Origin of the sequence: Streptomyces sp. S07_1.15 (assembly GCF_020739505.1) — a bacterium.
In the GTDB taxonomy this organism is placed as follows: Bacteria; Actinomycetota; Actinomycetes; order Streptomycetales; family Streptomycetaceae; genus Streptomyces; species Streptomyces xinghaiensis.
Map to the genome: position 1 here is coordinate 6,198,686 of NZ_JAJBZK010000001.1, position 17,103 is coordinate 6,215,788.

Below are 17,103 nucleotides of genomic sequence, written 5' to 3' on the forward strand. Positions count from 1 at the left end.
GGCACGGCCGCCGCGGCGCCCGGGCGTGCCGGGCCGGTGCGGCCGCCGGCCGGGGAGGCCGTGCTGTCCCGTCGCGCCGTCACGCAGCCGCCCTCCCGTACGGTTCCCGTCGCCCCGCCGGTTCCCCGGCGGAAGCCCTGCCCCGGGGGCGGGGCCTTCTCAGGCCCGCACCCGGCCGCGCCGGTGCCCTGCCCCGCCGTGCGGCTCGCGGGGACCGCTGCCGGGCCGTCGCCGGGACCGCAGGGCCCGCCCGGTCGGCCATCGTAGTCGCGGCCGCCGACAGCGCGGGGTCCCGGGGCGCCCGGGGCCCGGCCCGGAAGCCGTCTTCCGCGTCCTCGCCCGCGAGGCCCCGCGAGGCCCCGCGAGGCCCCGCGAGGCCCCGCGAGGCCCCGGCGGGGGCCGGCCGGCGGGCCGTGCGGCTCGGCCGGGCAGGCGCGAACACCGTCCGCTCAGGCGTCCACCGTCACGGTGAAGGAGAACCGGTCGCCCCGGTAGCGGATCCGTGCCACGTCCACCGCGCGGCCGGTCTCGTCGTAGACCACACCGGTGTAGTACAGGATCGGGCTGAGCAGCGGTACGTCCAGCAACTCCGCCGTCGCGGGGTCCGCGAGCCGCGCCTCGACGGTGTCCGTGATCCGGCTGATCCGCACGCCCGCCACATCACGGAGCACCTTCGTCATCGGCTGCCGCGCGAGATCCGCCGGGTCGATCCGCTCCGCGATCTCCGGACGCACCGCGTTCTCCGCCCAGTTGACGGGCTCACCGGTCTTCTCGTCGCGGCGCAGCCGGCGGAACTCCACGACCTCCTCCAGGTCCGGGAAGTGCTCCGCCACCTCCGCCGGTACGGGTACGGGGCCGTGGCCGAGCACCGTGGCGGTCTCGCCGGACTGCTGGGCGACGATGCTGTCCACCGAGCCGAGCAGCTGTACGGGCGCGCCGCGCCGGGCGGCGGGCTCGATGAAGGTGCCCCGCCGGCGGTGCCGGCTGATCAGCCCCTCGTTCTCCAGTTCCTTCAGCGCCTGCCGCATGGTGAGCACGCTGACGCCGTAGTGCTCGGCGAGCCGGTCCTCCGGCGGGAGCCGCAGCGGCTCGGCGGGATGGCGGCCCAGTATCGAGGCGCGCAGCGACTGCGAGACCTGGTACCACAGGGGCAGCTTGCGGTTCAGGACCAGTGAGTCGGGCGAGAAGACGGTCACGGCTGCGGCTCCGGCGGGGGCATGGGGACGTACGGCGGTCCGGGACGGGAGATTACGGTGCCCGGCGCCGCCGGGGATACGGCCGGGCCGGGGCCGCCGCCCGGCAAGGCGGCGCAGGCGGTGCGCGGCGGCCGGCGCGGGCGGCCCCGCGCCCCGGGCCCGCCCCGGCCCGTCCGGCACCGCACCTCGTCCCGGACCGGCCGGCCGTCTCACCGTCCGAAGTGCCGCTCCATCCCGTCCCACACCCGGTCGTAGCCGCTCTGCAGATGCCCGGCGCCGAGTGCCTGCGCCGTCGCCGTCACCGGCCAGCGGGTTTCGAACATGAAGGCGAGACCGTCGTCCACCTTCTGCGGTGTCAGCTCGGCCGCGCTCGCGTTCTCGAAGGTCTCCCGGTCGGGTCCGTGCGCGGACATCATGTTGTGCAGCGAGCCGCCGCCGGGCACGAAGCCGCCCGGCCCGGAGGTCTTGGCGTCGTAGGCGCCCTCGATCAGCCCCATGTACTCGCTCATCACATTGCGGTGGAAGTACGGCGGCCGGAAGGTGTCCTCGCCGACCAGCCAGCGTGGCGCGAAGACCACGAAGTCGATGCCCGCCAGGCCCGGGGTGTCGGACGGGGAGGTCAGCACGGTGAAGATCGACGGGTCGGGGTGGTCGTAGCTGATGCTGCCCAGGACGTTGAAGCGGCGCAGGTCGTAGACGTACGGCGCCAGGGTGCCGTGCCAGGCGACGACGTCGAGCGGGGAGTGGTCGTACACCGCGGCCCAGAGGTTGCCGCAGAACTTGTTGACGACCTCCACCGGCTCCTCGCGGTCCTCGAACGCCGCGGCGGGTGCCAGGAAGTCGCGCGGGCTGGCCAGCCCGTTGGCGCCGATCGGGCCCAGCTCGGGGAGGGTGAACGGGCGTCCGTAGTTCTCGCAGACGTAGCCGCGCGCGGTGCCGCCGGTGAGCTCCACCCGGAAGCGGACACCGCGCGGGATCAGCGCCACCTGGCCGGGTTCGGCCCGCAGCCGGCCGAACTCGGTGTGCAGCAGCAGGCCGCCGCGTTCGGGGACGATCAGCAGTTCGCCGTCGGAGTCGGAGAACACCCGGTCCGTCATGGAGGCGCTGGCGGCGTAGAGGTGGACGGCCATGCCGGCGCGCTGCCGGATGTCGCCGTTGCCGCCGAGCGTCCACAGGCCGGAGACGAAGTCGGTGCCCGGGGCCGGGTCGGGGAGCGGGTCCCAGCGCAGCCGGTTGGGGTCGGGCTCGGTCTCGGTGAACGGGGCGCCGCGCAGCGCGCCGTTGTCCGTCCGGGCGAAGGGCGGGTGGGCCGCCGAGGGGCGGATGCGGTACAGCCAGGAGCGGCGGTTGTCGTGGCGCGGCTCGGTGAAGGCGCTGCCGCTCAGCTGCTCCGCGTAGAGCCCGAGTGGGGCGCGCTGCGGGGAGTTGCGGCCCACGGGCAGCGCGCCGGGCACCGCCTCCGAGCTGTGCTCGTTGCCGAATCCGGAGGAGTACGCCGGTGCCGCCGGCTCCGGGGCCGGGACCCCGGACCGTTGTTCCGTGTGCGTCGCGCTCATGACCGCTCCCGTCGTCCCGCTGTCCGGTTCCCGTGGTTCCTGCTAATCCTGTGCTGAACCATAGGAATGGCGGTGCGGGCGCGTCAATGACCCGCCGGGCCCGGCGGGCCGGCCCTGCGGGCGCCGGTCTGCGAGCCGGTCTGCAAGCCGGTCTGCAAGCCGGGTGGCCGCGCGGGCGGGCCCGGGTCCCGGAGCGGGTCCGCGAAGCCCGATGCGGCAAGACGGGTGCCATCGTGCGTACCGGTCGGTATGGTCAGGGTGCTCCCGCAACCGCGCCCCGGATCCCGTGCGGCGCGCCCGATCCCGGCACCGCCGGCCGCTCCATCCCCGACGGAGGGAACCGATGAGCCGCACCGCTCCGCGTATCTGCCCGCTCTGCGAGGCCACCTGCGGCCTCGTCCTCACCCTCGACGGCGACCGGGTCACCGCCGCCCGCGGCGACCGAGACGACGTGTTCAGCGCCGGCTTCGTCTGTCCCAAGGGCGCGGCCTTCGGCGGCCTGGACAACGACCCGGACCGCCTCGCCGGCCCCCTCGTGCGCCGCGGGGGAAGCCTGGCGGAGACCGGCTGGGACGAGGCGTTCGACGAGGCCGCCGCCCTGCTGCGGCCGGTGATCGACACCCACGGCCCGGACGCCGTGGCCGTCGTCCTCGGCAACCCCAACGTGCACACCATGGCCGGCGGGCTCTATCCGCCGCTGCTGATCGGGGCGCTCCGCACCCGCAACGTCTACACCGCCAGCACCGTCGACCAGATGCCCAAGCACGTCTCCAGCGGGCTGATGTTCGGCGACGCCGCGGCCATCCCCGTCCCGGACCTGGACCACACCGCCCATCTGCTGCTGATCGGCGCCAACCCCCTGGAGTCCAACGGGAGTCTGTGCACCGCCCCGGACTTCCCCGGCCGGCTCAAGGCGCTGCGGCGGCGCGGCGGCACCCTCACCGTCGTGGACCCGCGCCGCACCCGCACCGCCGCGCTCGCCGACCGTCATCTGGCGCCCCGGCCCGGAACGGACGCGGCGCTGCTCGCCGCCCTCGTCCAGGTGCTCTTCGCCGAAGGGCTCACCGACCTCGGCCGGCTCGCGGAGCATGCCGAGGGCGTGGACGAGGTCCGCGCGCTCACCGAGGAGTTCACCCCGGAGGCGGTCGCCGCCCACTGCGACCTGCCCGCCGAGGAGATCCGGGCCACCGCCCGTGAACTGGCCGCCGCGCCCACCGCGGCCGTCTACGCCCGGGTCGGCGGCTCCACCGTCGAGTTCGGCACCCTGACCAACTGGCTGGCCGATGTGCTGAACGCGCTGACCGGCAATCTCGACCGGCCCGGCGGGGCGATGTTCCCGCTCTCCGCCACGGCCCGCGCCCCCCGCCCCGCCCGACCCGGCAAGGGCTTCGCCCTCGGCCGCTGGCGCAGCCGCGTCTCCGGGCACCCGGAGGCCAAGGGAGAGCTGCCGCTCGCCGCCCTCGCCGAGGAGATCGAGACCCCGGGGGAGGGGCGGGTCCGCGCCGTCGTCCTGGTCGGGGCCAACCCGGTGCTCTCGGCGCCGGACGGGGAGCGCCTGGACCGGGCGCTGGCCGGCGCCGACTGCGTCATATCCGTCGACCCGTACCTCAACGAGACCTCCCGGCACGCGCATGTCGTGCTGCCGCCGCCCCCGCCCTCCCGGTCCCCGCACTACGACTTCGCCTTCAACGCGCTGGCCGTGCGCAACCAGGTCCGCTACACCCGGGAGGCGCTGCCGCTCGCCCCCGGGCGGCCGGACGAGTCCACGATCCTCGCCCGGCTCGTGCTCATCGCCGCCGGCCTGCACGGCGCGGACCCGGCCGAGGTGGACCGCACGGCCATCGGGGGCGCGCTCGCCAAGGCCGTCGCCGATCCGCACGGGCCGGTGCACGGCCGCGAACCGGCCGAGCTGGAGGCGGAGCTCACCGGGCGCACCGGGCCCGAACGCCGGCTGGACCTGATGCTGCGGCTCGGCCCGTACGGCGACGGCTTCGGCGCCCGCCCGGACGGCCTGTCCCTGGCCAAGGTTCTCGACAACCCGCACGGCATCGACCTCGGGCCGCTGCGGCCCCGCGTCCCCGGACTGCTGCGCACCCGCAGCGGCCGGATCGAGCTCTGCCCGGAGCCCGTCGCGGCGGACCTGCCGCGGCTGCGCCGCTCCCTGGACACGGCCTCCGGCGAGCTGCTGCTCGTCGGCCGCCGCCACCTCCGCTCGAACAACAGCTGGATGCACAACGTGCCCGCCCTGACCGGCGGCAGCAACCGCTGCACCCTCCAGATCCACCCCGCGGACGCCGAACGGCTGGGCCTGGCCGACGGGGCCCCGGCGCGGGTCAAGGGGGAGGGCGGCGAGCTGGAGGTGCCGGTGGAGGTGACGGACGCGGTGCGCACCGGGGTGGTCAGCATCCCGCACGGCTGGGGCCACGACCGCACCGGCACCCGGCTCTCGGTGGCCTCGGCGGCGCCCGGCGTGAACGTCAACCAGCTCCTGGACGGCAGCCGCCTCGACCCGCTCTCCGGCACCGCGGTGCTCAACGGCTTCCCGGTGCGGGTGGAGGCGGCGCGCTGAGCCGGCGGGCCCCGGCCGCGTACGCCCGCCCCGCCGGTGCCGGCCGGTGGGCGGGACCGTACGGAGCCGGGGCGGGGCCGTTCCCGGGGCGGCCGTTCCGGGGAGGCTGTCCCGGGGGACGTGAGCCGTGGCACGTCCGCCCGTTCTGGCGCCGGAAAACTAACAGCGCTAGTTTGGTTCCCCGGATCACATACCGAGCAGTCTGTCCTGGAGGGTAAGGCGATGAAGGCCCACGACGGGATGTACATCGACGGCGACTGGCGGCCCGCCGCCGGGCAGGACACGATCGCCGTGGTCAACCCGGCCGACGAGTCGGTCATCGGCACCGTTCCGGCCGGTACGGCGGAGGACGTGGACGCGGCCGTACGGGCCGCCCGCGCGGCCCTCCCCGGCTGGGCCGCCACCCCGCCCGCCGAGCGCGCCGCGCATCTCAAGGCGCTGCACGCCGCGCTCGACGCGCGCCGGGACGAGATCGCCGCGACCGTCACCGCCGAACTCGGCTCCCCGCTGAAGTTCTCCCAGGCCGTGCACGCCGCGGTGCCGGTCGCGGTCGCCGGGAGCTACGCGGAACTCGCCGCCACCCACCCCTTCGAGGAGAAGGTGGGCAACTCCACCGTCCTCTCGGAGCCGGTCGGCGTCGTCGGCGCGATCACGCCGTGGAACTACCCGCTGCACCAGATCGTGGCCAAGGCGGCCCCGGCGTTCGCCGCCGGCTGCACGGTCGTCCTCAAGCCCGCCGAGGACACCCCGCTCGTGGCCCGGCTCTTCGCGGAGATCGTGCACGAGGCGGGGCTGCCCGCCGGCGTGTTCAACCTCGTCACCGGCCTCGGCCCGGTCGCCGGGCAGGCGCTGGCCGAACACCCCGGGGTCGACATGGTGTCCTTCACCGGCTCCACCGGCGTCGGCAAGCGGATCGCCGCCACGGCGGCCGCGGCCGTCAAGCCGGCCGCGCTGGAGCTCGGCGGCAAGTCCGCGAACGTCATCCTGCCGGACGCCGACCTGGCCCGCGCCGTCAACGTCGGCGTCGCCAACGTCTTCGCCAACTCAGGCCAGACGTGCAGCGCCTGGACCCGGATGCTCGTGGACGCCCCCCGCTACGAGGAGGCCGTCGCCCTGGCCGCCGCGGCCGCCGCCAAGTACGTCCCCGGCGACCCGCTGGACCCCGCCAGCCGCCTCGGCCCCGTCGTCAGCGCCAGGCAGCGCGACCGCGTCACCGGCTACATCGAGCGCGGCGTGGAGGAGGGCGCCCGCCTGGTCGCGGGCGGCCCGGGCGCGCCCGAGGGCCGGGAGACCGGCTACTTCGTCCGGCCCACCGTCTTCGCCGACGTCACCCCCGACATGACCATCGCGCAGGAGGAGATCTTCGGCCCCGTGCTGTCGATCCTGAAGTACGAGGACGAGGAGGAGGCCGTAGCGGTCGCCAACGGCACCGTCTACGGCCTCGCCGGAGCCGTCTGGTCCGCCGACGCCGAGCGGGCCGCCGCGTTCGCCCGCCGTCTGGAGACCGGGCAGGTCGACATCAACGGCGGCCGCTTCAACCCGCTCGCCCCCTTCGGCGGCTACAAGCAGTCGGGCGTGGGCCGCGAACTGGGCAGCCACGGGCTGGCCGAGTACCTGCAGACCAAGTCGCTCCAGTTCTGACGCGGAGCGGCGCCGCCCGCACGGCGCCGCCCGCACCGCCCGCCCCGCCGGCCCCCGTGCGGGGCGGGCCGGGGACGGGAAGCCCGAAGACCGAGAAGCCGAGAACACCGAGAAGAGCGAGAAGAGCCGCCATGACCCGCGCCGTCGTGCTGCCCGCCGTCAACGCACCGCTGGAGATCACGGAGATCGAACTGCCCGACCCCGGACCCGGCCGGGTGCGGATCAGGATCGCCGCGGCCGGGGTCTGCCACTCCGATCTGTCCCTCTCCAACGGCACCCTGCGCCAGCCCGTCCCGGCCGTCCTCGGCCACGAGGGCGCGGGCACCGTCACCGCCGTCGGCGAGGGGGTCACCGCCGTCGCCCCCGGCGATGCGGTGGTCGTCAACTGGGCCCCGTCCTGCGGCAACTGCCACTACTGCGGCCTCGGCGAGCCCTGGCTCTGCGCCAACGCCCTGGCCGGCGCCGCGGTACCGTACGCCCGGCGGACGGACGGCACCTCGCTCCACCCCGGGCTCAACAGCGCCGTCTTCGCCGAGGAGACCGTCGTCTCCGAACGCTGCGTGCTGCCGCTGCCCGAGGGCGTCCCGCTGGCGGACGCGGCCCTCCTCGGCTGCGCCGTGCTCACCGGCTACGGAGCCGTCCACCACGCGGCGCGGGTGCGGGCGGGGGAGTCGGTCGCCGTGTTCGGCGTCGGCGGCGTCGGGCTCTCCGTGATCCAGGCGGCCCGGATCGCCGGGGCCGGGCAGATCATCGCCGTGGACGTCTCGCCGGAGAAGGAGGAACTGGCCCGCAAGGCCGGAGCCACCGACTATCTGGTCGCCGCCGACGACACGGCCAAGCGGATACGGAAGCTCACCGGCGGGCACGGCACGGACGTCGCCGTCGAGTGCGTCGGCCGGGCGCAGACGATCCGCACCGCCTGGTCCTCGACCCGGCGCGGCGGCCGCACCACGGTCGTCGGCATCGGCCGCAAGGACGACCAGGTGTCCTTCTCCGCCCTGGAGATCTTCCACTTCGGCCGCACCCTCTCGGGCTGCGTCTACGGCAACTGCGACCCGGCCCGGGACCTGCCGGTGCTGGCGGGCCTCATCCGCGAGGGCAGCCTCGACCTCAGCGGCATGGTCACCGACCGCATCGGCCTCGACGGGGTGCCGGCGGCGTTCGAGGCCATGCTGGCCGGCCGGGGCGGCCGGGCCCTGGTGGTGTTCTAGGGTCTGGCCGGCCGCGCCGGCACCGCCCCCGCGCCTCATCCCACCGCGGTGCCCATCAGCGCCCCGATGGCGTAGGTGACAGTCATCGCCGTGAAGCCGCCGGTGACGTTGCGCAGCACCGCGATCCGCCGTGGCGCCCCGCCCAGCGCCGCGCTGGACCAGCCGGTCGCGGCCAGCGCGAGCAGCACCGTGCCGACCGTGACCCACAGCCGGACGGCGGCCGGCGGCAGCACGATCGCCATGAGCGGCAGCAGCGCGCCCACCGAGAAGGCGGCGAGGCTGGCCCAGGCGGCGTGCCAGGGGTTGGTGAGCTGTTCCGGGTCCAGGCCCAGCTCCGCCTCGGCGTGGGCGGCGAAGGCGTCGTGCCGGGTGAGTTCCTCGGCAACCTCGCGGGCCAGTCCGGGGGAGAGGCCCTTCGCCTCGTAGAGGCCGGCGAGCTCGGCGAGTTCGGCGGCCGGCGTCTCGGCCAGCTCCCGGCGCTCTTCAGCCAGGGTGGCGCGCTCGGAGTCGCGCTGGGTGCTCACGGAGACGTACTCCCCGACGGCCATCGACAGGGAGCCCGCGAAGAGCCCGGCGAGACCCGCCACGAGCAGGGTGTCCGCCGAGTCGGTGGCCCCCGCGACGCCGACCACGAGACCGGCCGTGGAGACGATGCCGTCGTTGGCGCCCAGCACGGCGGCGCGCAGCCAGTTGAGCCGTACGCCGAGGCCGGCCCGGTGCGGCTCGTGGTGCCGCGGCTCGTCCGCGTCCGGGGGGCGCCCGCCGAGTGGTTCGCTCATGGAACGCAGTATCGGAGGGCTGCCGGGGTACGGCAGCCGGGACGCGCCGGGCCACTCGCGGCCCGCCGCGGCCGCTCGCGGCCCGGCGGATGAGGACCGCGCCCCGCTCCGGCGGCCGGTGCCGGTTCCGGCGCGACGGGCTCCGGCCGTTCGGGTGCGGAGCGCGGCCCATGGCGTAGAATACCCAAGGGGGTATCGAAAGGAGTAAGCCGTGGAGCTGGAGATGGCAGCGGAGGACCTGAAGTCGGTGCTGAACCGGCTGCGTCGGGCCCAGGGCCAGCTGTCCGGGATCATCCGGATGCTGGAGGACGGCCGGGACTGCGAGGACGTCATCACGCAGCTCTCCGCCGTGTCCAAGGCGCTGGACCGGGCCGGGTTCGCGATCATCGCGACCGGACTGCAGAGCTGCATGGCCGACGGCGACGTCGACGCGGCGGACCGCGACGCCATGAAGCTCCGCCTGGAGAAGCTCTTCCTCTCCCTGGCCTGAGCCGCAGGCGGACCGTCGCCCCGGCCCTGTGGTGCCGAATTCGCGCGCGGGACCCCAACTGCCCGTCGCCACCGCCGTATTGTTGATTGTGGCTCGGCGGGGCGACGGGAGGGGAGAACACCGCCATGAGCGATGACGGGACGACCGGCTCACAGGGAGCAAGCGGCTCTCCCCCCGACGAGGGCCACAACGGCACCGTCGGCCCTTTGGGCAGGAAGATCGTCGGCGTCTGTACGGTGGTGCTCGCCGTCACGGCGGTGCTCGGCCAGGCCCTGGGGGTCTGGAAAGAGGTCTACGGCTTGTTCGTGCCCGGGGAGGACGGTTCCGCCCCGCCGGCGGCGGACAGCGTCCGATCCCCCACAGCCGGCGTGTCCGGCCGGTCGGAGTCCGTGCCCCGCTGCGATGCGTCGAGCAGCCGGCAGGTGCTGCTCGCCCTGAAGGGTAGGCCGACCCGTTCCGAGGCGCATGCGGTGGCCACCGTGAAGTGCGCGGTCGGTCCGGGAGACCACTTGTCGTGGGTGGTGCGCAAGGAGACCGGTGATCCGGCCCGGCCGCGTGTCCACTACACCCTGAGATACGACCTGGGGCGGCAGGGGCCGGGGCAGTACCGCTACGACGCGGATCTCGGCACCACCGCACCGGGGTCCGAGCGGACCCTGATCGTCGTTCTGATGGACGACACCACCTACCGGGACGTGAAGGCGACCAGGGACCCCGTGACCGCCTACGTGGACTTGCCCTTGCCGGTCCCCGCCGTGTCCAACTCATTGCTGGTCACCACACCCGGATAGCCGCGAGCACGGTGGGCGGGGCGGATGCCCCGGTGGCTCCCGCACGCACTGCGTGCCGGGTCCGCCGGCCGGCGGGGAGCGGCCGTTCCGCGACGTGTCGCGCGGTGGACTGAAGCCTCTTCGAGGCCTGTCCGGGAGAGGACCGGCCGACCGGGCCCCCGCTCCTCGGGCGACGTCACGGGAACCGCTCCCGGCCGGCACCGGACCGGCCCCGGCCCATCGGGCGGACGGCCCTCGGGGACGGCTCCGGCGCCCACGGGCCCCGCGCCGGGACCGGCCGCGGTCCCGTGCCCGCCGCCGGCCCTCTTCCGGACGGTCAGCCCTCTTCCGGGCGGTCAGCCGTCTTCCGGGCGGACGACGCGCAGGCCGGCCTTCCCGGCGGCGTCGAAGGCGTCGTCCACCACGACCGCCTCACGGCCGGCCGCGTCCAGCATCGAGGCGGCGATCGTCGCGCGCATCCCGCTCGCGCAGTGCACCCACACCCGGCCCGGCGGCACCTCGCCGATCCGGCCGTGCAGTTCATGGATCGGGATGTGGACCGAGCCCTCGACATGGCCGGCGGCGCGTTCGGAGTCCCGGCGGACGTCCAGGACCACCACCCCGTCACCGGCGGCCGGACCGGCCGTGCCGTCCGCTGCGCGCCCGCGCGCCTCCTCCGCCAGGCCCGCGAACGTACCCCGTCCGGAGGACCGCAGCCGCTCGCCGTCCCGGACCCAGCAGCGGGGGTCGCCGGTGGCCGCGGCGGCCGGCCGGTCGATCCCGACCCGGACCAGCTCCCGCTGCGCGTCCGCCAGTTGCTCCGGGCTCTCGGCGAGCAGGGTGACCGGTTTGCCCCAGGGGATCAGCCACGCCAGATAGGTGGCGAGCTGCCCGTCCGCCTCGAAGTTGTACGAGCCCGCCACGTGCCCCTCGGTGAAGGCCGTACGGCTGCGCAGGTCCACCACCCACTCGCCGGCCGCCAGCCGCCGCGCGATCTCCCCGGCGTCCGCGGCCGCGGCGGGGGAGAGGTCCACCGGGGGCGGCCCGCCGGCGTTGACCGGTCCGATGTGCGCGTAGTAGGCGGGGATGTCGTCCAGCCCGGCGAGCAGGTCCGCCACGAACGCGTCCACGTCCTTGAGGAGGACGTCGTTGCTCTTCCGCTCGGCGCCGACGGTGGTGCTGTCCTGCTCCGTCTGCGGGGAGGAGGAGCAGAAGCTGCCGAAGCCGTGGGTGGGGAGCACCGGCACCTCGTCCGCGAGTTCCCGCGCCAGCCGCCGTGCCGAGGCGTGCTGGGCGCGCGCCAGTTCCTCGGTCAGCCGCGGCTCCACCAGGTCCGGCCGCCCGACGCTGCCGATGAGCAGCGAGCCGCCGGTGAAGGCGGCGACCTCGCGGCCGTCCTCGGTCAGCAGGTACGCGAAGTGGTGCGGGGTGTGGCCGGGGGTCGCGAGGGCGCGCAGCGCCAGGCCCTCGTCCACCGGCAGGGTGTCGCCGTCGTGGACGGGCGTGTGCGCGAACGGCACGCGCGCGGCGGCGGGCACCACATGACGGGCGCCGGTGATCCGCGCCAGCTCCCGCCCGCCGCTCACGTAGTCGTTGTGCACATGGGTCTCCAGCACGGCGCCGATCCGCACGCCGCGCCGTGCCGCCGCGGCCGCGACCCGGTCGATGTCGCGCGGCGGATCGACCGCCACGGCGGTCCGGGGCCCGCCGGCCAGATAACCGCGGTTGCCCAGCCCCTCGGTCTCCACGATGTCCACGAAGTACACGGGATGCCTCCTTTCCGGGTCCGCCCGCACGCGTACCCGGCGGCAGGCGTTCCAGCCGCCGGCGGGCCAGGCGCCCCGGCACCGCTCAGCAGGGCCGCAGCAGCAGCAGCGCGACGTCGTCGGCGCGCTGGGCCCCGGCTTCGGCCGGCTGGACGAGGGCGTCCGCGATGTCGTCCAGCCGTTCGAGGTCCGCCAGCGCGGAGACGCGGTCGGCCAGGGCGGACACGGACAGCCCGATGTCCTCCCCGGGCCGCTCGACGAGACCGTCGGTGTACAGGACGAGCAGGCTGCCGGCCGGTATCCCGACCTCGGCGACCTCGTACCGCGCCCCCGAGTCGATGCCCAGCAGCAGCCCCGGCGGCACCTGCAGGACCCGGGTGCCGTGCCCCGGGATGTGCAGCAGCGGCGGCGGATGCCCGGCGCTGGCCAGCAGGGCCCGGTGCCGGGACAGGTCGAGATGGGCGTACAGGCAGCTGGTGAAGAGGCCCGGGTCCAGGTCGGTCACCAGCCGGTTGGCGCGGGTCAGCACCTCGTCCGGCGGGGCTCCGACGCTCGCGTGGGCGTGGACGGCGGTCCGCACCTGCCCCATCAGCGCGGCGGCCGTGACGTTGTGGCCCTGGACGTCCCCGATGAACGCGCCGGCTGTGACGGGGTCGAGGCGGATGAGGTCGTAGAAATCGCCGCCGATGTCCATGCCGCGAGTGGCGGAGGCATAGCGGGCCGCGATGTCCAGACGGCCGGCCATCGGCGGCAGGCTCTGCGGCAGCAGGCTCCGCTGGAGGCTCTGGGCGAGCCGGTGCTTGGCCTCGTACAGCTGTGCCCGGTCGAGGGCCTGGGCGAGCAGGCCGCTCACCGAGGAGAGCGCGGCCTTCTCCTCCGGGGGGAACGGATGCGGGTCCTCGTAGCCCAGGACGCAGGTGCCGACCGGGCGGCCGGAAGCGATCAGCGGCAGGAAGGCCCAGGCGTGCATGACCTGATCCGGTGGAGGGCTCTCGGGGAAGAGGCGCACCCGTTCCTCCGGTGAGGCGAGGAAGACGGGCGTGCCCTGGGCGAGAGCCCGTGCCACGGGAGCGTGCCCGGAGACCGGGATCCCGTCGAAGAGGTTCAGCGTCGAGTCGGGGAAACCGCGGTGGCCCGCCTGGTGCATACGGCCCCCCTCGGCGATCAGGAGGGCGAATCCGGAGGCTCCGAAAGCGGGCATCAGGTGGTCCGCCGCCAGCTCCATGACCTGCCGCGCCCCGGTCGCCTTGGTCAGCGCGCCCGCCAGGTGCATCAGCTGGTAGATGGAACCCACGCGGGTGGGCTCGCCGGGGCGGGAGCCCGGCTTCCCGGGCTGCTCCGGGTGCTCCTCCACGTGGGCGGGGGAGATCAGCACGCTGATCCCGGTCGCATCGGGGTACAGCTGGAAGGTCAGCCACTGGTCCGGGGGGCGCAGTGCCGTGAAGGACGTGGCCTGCCGGCTGATGACGGCGGCACGATAGCGGTCCTCGTACACGGGGTCGTCCAGCCAGGGCAGAACCTCCCACGGCAGTGCCCCCATCAGTTCCTCCACGCCGCGGTCCAGAAGCTCGGCCGCCCGGCGGCTGATGTAGGTGATGCGTGCGTCGAGCCCGAGAGCGCAGCACCCCTCGGGAAGGCGTTCGAGGAAACCGGCCACGGCCAGGGGAGCGGAGCGGCCGCCGGGGGTGGGCGCGCCACCCGGCCCGGGCAGCACGCGGGTCGCGGACAGGGGACGCAGCGGCTCCCCGGCGCCCGCCGCCCGGTGCAGCACCCCGGCCATCTCGGCGGCGAGCTCCTCGATCCGCTCCCGCTCCTCGCCGGGCAGGTGCTCGTCGTGCGAGGCGGGCCAGAAGAGCAGGATGGTTCCGTGGCACACGCCGGCGGAGAGCAGGGGGGCGGCGGCCAGCCGGAAGTCGTACGGCAGGATCAGCGCCGATTGCGGATAGCGGCGGGACAGCTCTCCCGTACCGCTGACCCAGACGAAGCGCCGTTCCCGTACGGCGTCGCCCCCCGGGGTGGGGGCGCTGAGGGGGACCCGGGCCCACGGGGCGATGAAGTCCAGCTGCACGCCGATCAGCGTGTCCAGGCGCAGCGCGTGCTCACCGGGCAGTGGCAGGTACAGGGCGGCGCCGTAGGCGTCGGTGTCCCGGACGGCACTGGTCACCAGCTCTTCCAGCCGGTGTCGTTCCGGGCTGGACCGGACGGCCGACGGCCGCGGGGGGGATGGTCGCTGTGCCGGCACGTCCGGGCTCCCGTCTCATCCGCGGGGCGGGACGGTGGCCTCCGGCGTCCGCGGCGAGGCCCGGCGGGCGGAGGACGGGACGGCGGAAGGTCCGGATTGCCGGGAATCGCTCATATCCGGATCGTACGCCGCGGCGGGGGAGGCGGCATGTGTACGGCGGGAGACGGAGGGTCGGGGCGGGGGTGCGGGAACGGGGCGGCAGTACGGAGCGGTGCGGCCCCGTCAGCCGGCCGCCCGCGGGCCGCCCGCGCCGGCGCCCGCGGGCCGGCCGACGGCCAGTTCCTCGTACTGCAGCGCGAGCCCGTCGACCAGGGCCCGCAGTCCGGTCTCGAACGCGCCCTCGTCGACCTGCTGCTGGTGCTCGGCGAGCCGGTGGGCCTGCTGGAGGTGCGGATAGTCCGCCGGGTCGTAGGCGGTGGCGTCGCCGACGAAGCCGCGGGCGAAGGAGCCGAGGGCCGAACCGGCGACGAAGTAGCGCATCAGGGCGCCGATCCGGGTGGCGTGGGCGGGCGGCCAGCCGGCCTCGACCATGGCGCCGAAGACCGCGTCGGCCATCCTCAGGCCCGCCGGGCGGCGACCCGGGCCCTGGGCCAGGAACGGGACGATGTTGGGGTGGGCGGCCAGCGCCGCGCGGTAGGAGCGGCCCCAGCGCAGCAGCGCCGTGCGCCAGTCCTCGCCGCCGCCGAACATCGACAGGTCCACCTGGGCGACGACGGTGTCCGCCACCGCGTCCAGGATCTCGTCCTTGACCGCGAAGTGGTTGTAGAGCGACGGGCCGCTGACCCCCAGCTCCGCCGCGAGCCGGCGGGTGGAGAGTGCCGCCAGCCCGTCCTCGTCGATCAGCGCGAGCGCGGTTGTGACGATGCGCTCTCTGCTCAGCAGGGGCTTGCGGGGGCGGGCCATGCGCCACATAGTAGAGACGAGTAAAACTAGCAGCGTTAGTTAAACCTTTTGAGGAGTGCGGCCGTGGATCTGGAACTCTCCGAGGAGCAGGCGGCCGTACGGCAGCTCGCCCGGGACTTCGTCGAGCGGGAGATCGCCCCGCACGCCGCCGCCTGGGACCGCGCCGAGCGGGTGGACCCCTCCGTGCCGGAGAAGCTCGGGCGGCTGGGTTTCCTCGGGCTCACCATCCCGGAGGAGTACGGCGGCTCCGGCGGCGACCACCTCGCCTACGTCCTGGTCACCGAGGAGCTGGGGCGCGGCGACTCCGCGGTGCGCGGCATCCTCTCCGTCTCCCTCGGCCTCGTCGCCAAGTCCATCGCCGCCTGGGGCAGCGAGGAGCAGAAGCGCGCGTGGCTGCCGCGGCTGTGCTCCGGCGAGGCGCTGGGCTGCTTCGGCCTCACCGAGCCCGGTACCGGCTCGGACGCCGCGGCGCTCACCACCCGGGCGGTGCGCGAGGGGGAGAGCTATGTGATCAACGGCTCCAAGATGTTCATCACCAACGGCACCGTGGCCGATGTGGTCCTGCTCTTCGCCCGTACCGGCGGCCCCGGCCACCAGGGCGTCAGCGCCTTCCTCGTCCCCACGGACACCCCCGGCCTGGAGCGCCGGGAGATCCACGGGAAGCTCGGGCTGCGCGGCCAGGCCACGGCCGAGCTGACGCTCACCGCTGTGCGGGTGCCCGCCTCGGCTCTGCTCGGCCCGGAGGGCAAGGGCTTCTCCGTCGCCATGTCCGCGCTCGCCAAGGGCCGGATGTCGGTGGCCGCCGGCTGCGTGGGCATCGCCCAGGCCGCCCTCGACGCCGCCGTGCGGTACGCGGGCGAGCGCGAGCAGTTCGGCAGGCCGATCGCGCACCACCAGCTCGTCCAGGAGCTGATCTCCGACATCGCCGTGGACGTCGACGCCGCCCGGCTGCTGACCTGGCGGGTCGCCGACCTGATCGAACGCGGACTGCCGTTCGCCACCGAGTCCTCGGTCGCCAAGTTCTACGCGAGCGAGGCGGCGGTGCGGTGTGCCAACAACGCCCTCCAGGTCTTCGGCGGGTACGGCTACATCGACGAGTACCCGGTGGGCAAGCTGGTCCGGGACGCGCGGGTGATGACCCTCTACGAGGGCACCAGCCAGATCCACAAACTGCTGATCGGCCGCTCCCTCACCGGGGTCGCCGCCTTCTGACCGGACGCGGGCCGGCGGTCCCCCGGCCCGCGTCCACCCGCCACCCGGTCCCCTAAGCGCTTGCTCAGTACCCTGTAAGGTGTTCGCCGCCGGTGGAGAGGCCGCCGGGCACCGGAGAAGCGGGGCGCGATGAGCAGCGAGGCGCAGCAGACCGAGGAGTGGGCGGACGTGACGCCCGACGCCGCCAGGCGGCTGGTGACGGCCGCCGTCGAGGCCTTCGCCGAGCGCGGTTACCACGCCACCACCACCCGGGACATCGCCTCCCGCGCCGGCATGAGCCCGGCGGCGCTCTACATCCACTACAAGACCAAGGAAGAGCTGCTCTACCAGATCAGCGGGGTCGGCCACCGGCTCGCCCTCGACATGCTGGAGCGGGCGGCCGGCGGCGGGGGCAGTCCCGCCGAGCGGCTCGCCGACGCGGTGCGGTCCTTCGCCCGCTGGCAGGCCGAGCGCCACACCACCGCGCGCGTCGTCCAGTACGAGCTGGGCGCGCTGGGCGAGGAGCACCACGCCGAGCTGCTCGACGTGCGCCGGAGGACCGACGGCGCGGTGCGCCGGATCATCCAGGACGGCGTCACGGCGGGCGACTTCGACGTACCGGACGTGAGCGGCACGACGCTCGCGGTGCTGTCGCTCTGCGTGGACGTGGCCCGGTGGTTCAAGCCGGACGGCCGCCGCACCCCCGAGGAGGTCGGCGAGCTCTACGCGGACCTCGTCCTGCGCATGGTCGGTGCGGCCCGCCCGGAGGCGTGAGGGCGTGAGGGCGGC

General features: G+C 74.9%; 13 protein-coding genes. 7 read left to right on the forward strand and 6 right to left on the reverse strand.

What is annotated here, in order from left to right:
- Window positions 1-449: 449 nt before the first annotated feature.
- Together LIX60_RS26590 and hmgA are read right to left on the reverse strand one after the other, a co-directional pair.
- On the reverse strand, window positions 450-1,196 hold the full coding sequence (locus LIX60_RS26590) for a GntR family transcriptional regulator (RefSeq protein WP_019708943.1): 747 nt from the start codon (window positions 1,194-1,196) through the stop codon (window positions 450-452).
- A 209-nt stretch (window positions 1,197-1,405) separates the two neighbouring features.
- A complete protein-coding gene (gene hmgA / locus LIX60_RS26595) occupies window positions 1,406-2,752 on the reverse strand; it encodes a homogentisate 1,2-dioxygenase (RefSeq protein ID WP_227961297.1) in 1,347 nt (448 codons plus the stop codon).
- Window positions 2,753-3,095: 343 nt separating this feature from the next.
- Here hmgA and LIX60_RS26600 point away from each other — a divergent pair, with 343 nt between their 5' ends.
- From LIX60_RS26600 to LIX60_RS26610, 3 genes are all read left to right on the forward strand, one after another.
- Window positions 3,096-5,321, forward strand: a complete 2,226-nt coding sequence (locus LIX60_RS26600) for a molybdopterin oxidoreductase family protein (RefSeq protein WP_227961300.1) — start codon at window positions 3,096-3,098, stop codon at window positions 5,319-5,321.
- A 222-nt stretch (window positions 5,322-5,543) separates the two neighbouring features.
- On the forward strand, window positions 5,544-6,962 hold the full coding sequence (locus LIX60_RS26605) for an aldehyde dehydrogenase family protein (RefSeq protein WP_227961302.1): 1,419 nt from the start codon (window positions 5,544-5,546) through the stop codon (window positions 6,960-6,962).
- Window positions 6,963-7,093: 131 nt separating this feature from the next.
- On the forward strand, window positions 7,094-8,173 hold the full coding sequence (locus LIX60_RS26610; protein ID WP_227961304.1) for a Zn-dependent alcohol dehydrogenase: 1,080 nt from the start codon (window positions 7,094-7,096) through the stop codon (window positions 8,171-8,173).
- 35 nt (window positions 8,174-8,208) lie between these two features.
- On the opposite strand, the gene LIX60_RS26615 is transcribed toward LIX60_RS26610, so the two are convergent.
- On the reverse strand, window positions 8,209-8,952 hold the full coding sequence (locus tag LIX60_RS26615; RefSeq protein WP_227961310.1) for a VIT family protein: 744 nt from the start codon (window positions 8,950-8,952) through the stop codon (window positions 8,209-8,211).
- Between the two features lie 211 nt (window positions 8,953-9,163).
- Here LIX60_RS26615 and LIX60_RS26620 point away from each other — a divergent pair, with 211 nt between their 5' ends.
- The gene (locus tag LIX60_RS26620; RefSeq protein ID WP_019706584.1) at window positions 9,164-9,442 is read left to right on the forward strand and encodes a metal-sensitive transcriptional regulator; all 279 of its coding nucleotides are present in this window, start codon (window positions 9,164-9,166) and stop codon (window positions 9,440-9,442) included.
- 125 nt (window positions 9,443-9,567) lie between these two features.
- Window positions 9,568-10,233: a hypothetical protein gene (locus LIX60_RS26625; RefSeq protein ID WP_227961312.1), complete on the forward strand. Its 666-nt coding sequence runs from the start codon at window positions 9,568-9,570 to the stop codon at window positions 10,231-10,233.
- Window positions 10,234-10,568: 335 nt separating this feature from the next.
- On the opposite strand, the gene LIX60_RS26630 is transcribed toward LIX60_RS26625, so the two are convergent.
- From LIX60_RS26630 to LIX60_RS26640, 3 genes are all read right to left on the reverse strand, one after another.
- On the reverse strand, window positions 10,569-11,978 hold the full coding sequence (locus LIX60_RS26630; protein WP_227961314.1) for an MBL fold metallo-hydrolase: 1,410 nt from the start codon (window positions 11,976-11,978) through the stop codon (window positions 10,569-10,571).
- Between the two features lie 85 nt (window positions 11,979-12,063).
- Window positions 12,064-14,142 (reverse strand): SpoIIE family protein phosphatase, encoded by a 2,079-nt coding sequence (locus LIX60_RS26635; RefSeq protein WP_227961317.1) that lies wholly within the window; start codon window positions 14,140-14,142, stop codon window positions 12,064-12,066.
- 300 nt (window positions 14,143-14,442) lie between these two features.
- Entirely contained in the window at window positions 14,443-15,123 is a 681-nt protein-coding gene (locus LIX60_RS26640) for a TetR/AcrR family transcriptional regulator (protein WP_227961319.1), read from the reverse strand.
- A 63-nt stretch (window positions 15,124-15,186) separates the two neighbouring features.
- Between LIX60_RS26640 and LIX60_RS26645 the strand changes: the two genes are divergently transcribed.
- Window positions 15,187-16,335: an acyl-CoA dehydrogenase family protein gene (locus LIX60_RS26645; RefSeq protein WP_227961321.1), complete on the forward strand. Its 1,149-nt coding sequence runs from the start codon at window positions 15,187-15,189 to the stop codon at window positions 16,333-16,335.
- A 129-nt stretch (window positions 16,336-16,464) separates the two neighbouring features.
- Window positions 16,465-17,088 carry a TetR/AcrR family transcriptional regulator gene (locus tag LIX60_RS26650; RefSeq protein ID WP_227961323.1) on the forward strand — a complete coding sequence of 208 codons (624 nt, stop codon included), beginning with the start codon at window positions 16,465-16,467 and terminating at the stop codon, window positions 17,086-17,088.
- Window positions 17,089-17,103 lie beyond the last annotated feature (15 nt).

Coding starts and splice junctions, on each gene's coding strand:
- LIX60_RS26600 (WP_227961300.1), top strand. CDS start 3,096: ATGAGCCGCACCGCTCCGCGTATCTGCCCGCTCTGCGAGGCCACCTGC.
- LIX60_RS26615 (WP_227961310.1), bottom strand. CDS start 8,952: ATGAGCGAACCACTCGGCGGGCGCCCCCCGGACGCGGACGAGCCGCGG.
- LIX60_RS26625 (WP_227961312.1), top strand. CDS start 9,568: ATGAGCGATGACGGGACGACCGGCTCACAGGGAGCAAGCGGCTCTCCC.
- hmgA (WP_227961297.1), bottom strand. CDS start 2,752: ATGAGCGCGACGCACACGGAACAACGGTCCGGGGTCCCGGCCCCGGAG.
- LIX60_RS26650 (WP_227961323.1), top strand. CDS start 16,465: ATGAGCAGCGAGGCGCAGCAGACCGAGGAGTGGGCGGACGTGACGCCC.
- LIX60_RS26640 (WP_227961319.1), bottom strand. CDS start 15,123: ATGGCCCGCCCCCGCAAGCCCCTGCTGAGCAGAGAGCGCATCGTCACA.
- LIX60_RS26605 (WP_227961302.1), top strand. CDS start 5,544: ATGAAGGCCCACGACGGGATGTACATCGACGGCGACTGGCGGCCCGCC.
- LIX60_RS26610 (WP_227961304.1), top strand. CDS start 7,094: ATGACCCGCGCCGTCGTGCTGCCCGCCGTCAACGCACCGCTGGAGATC.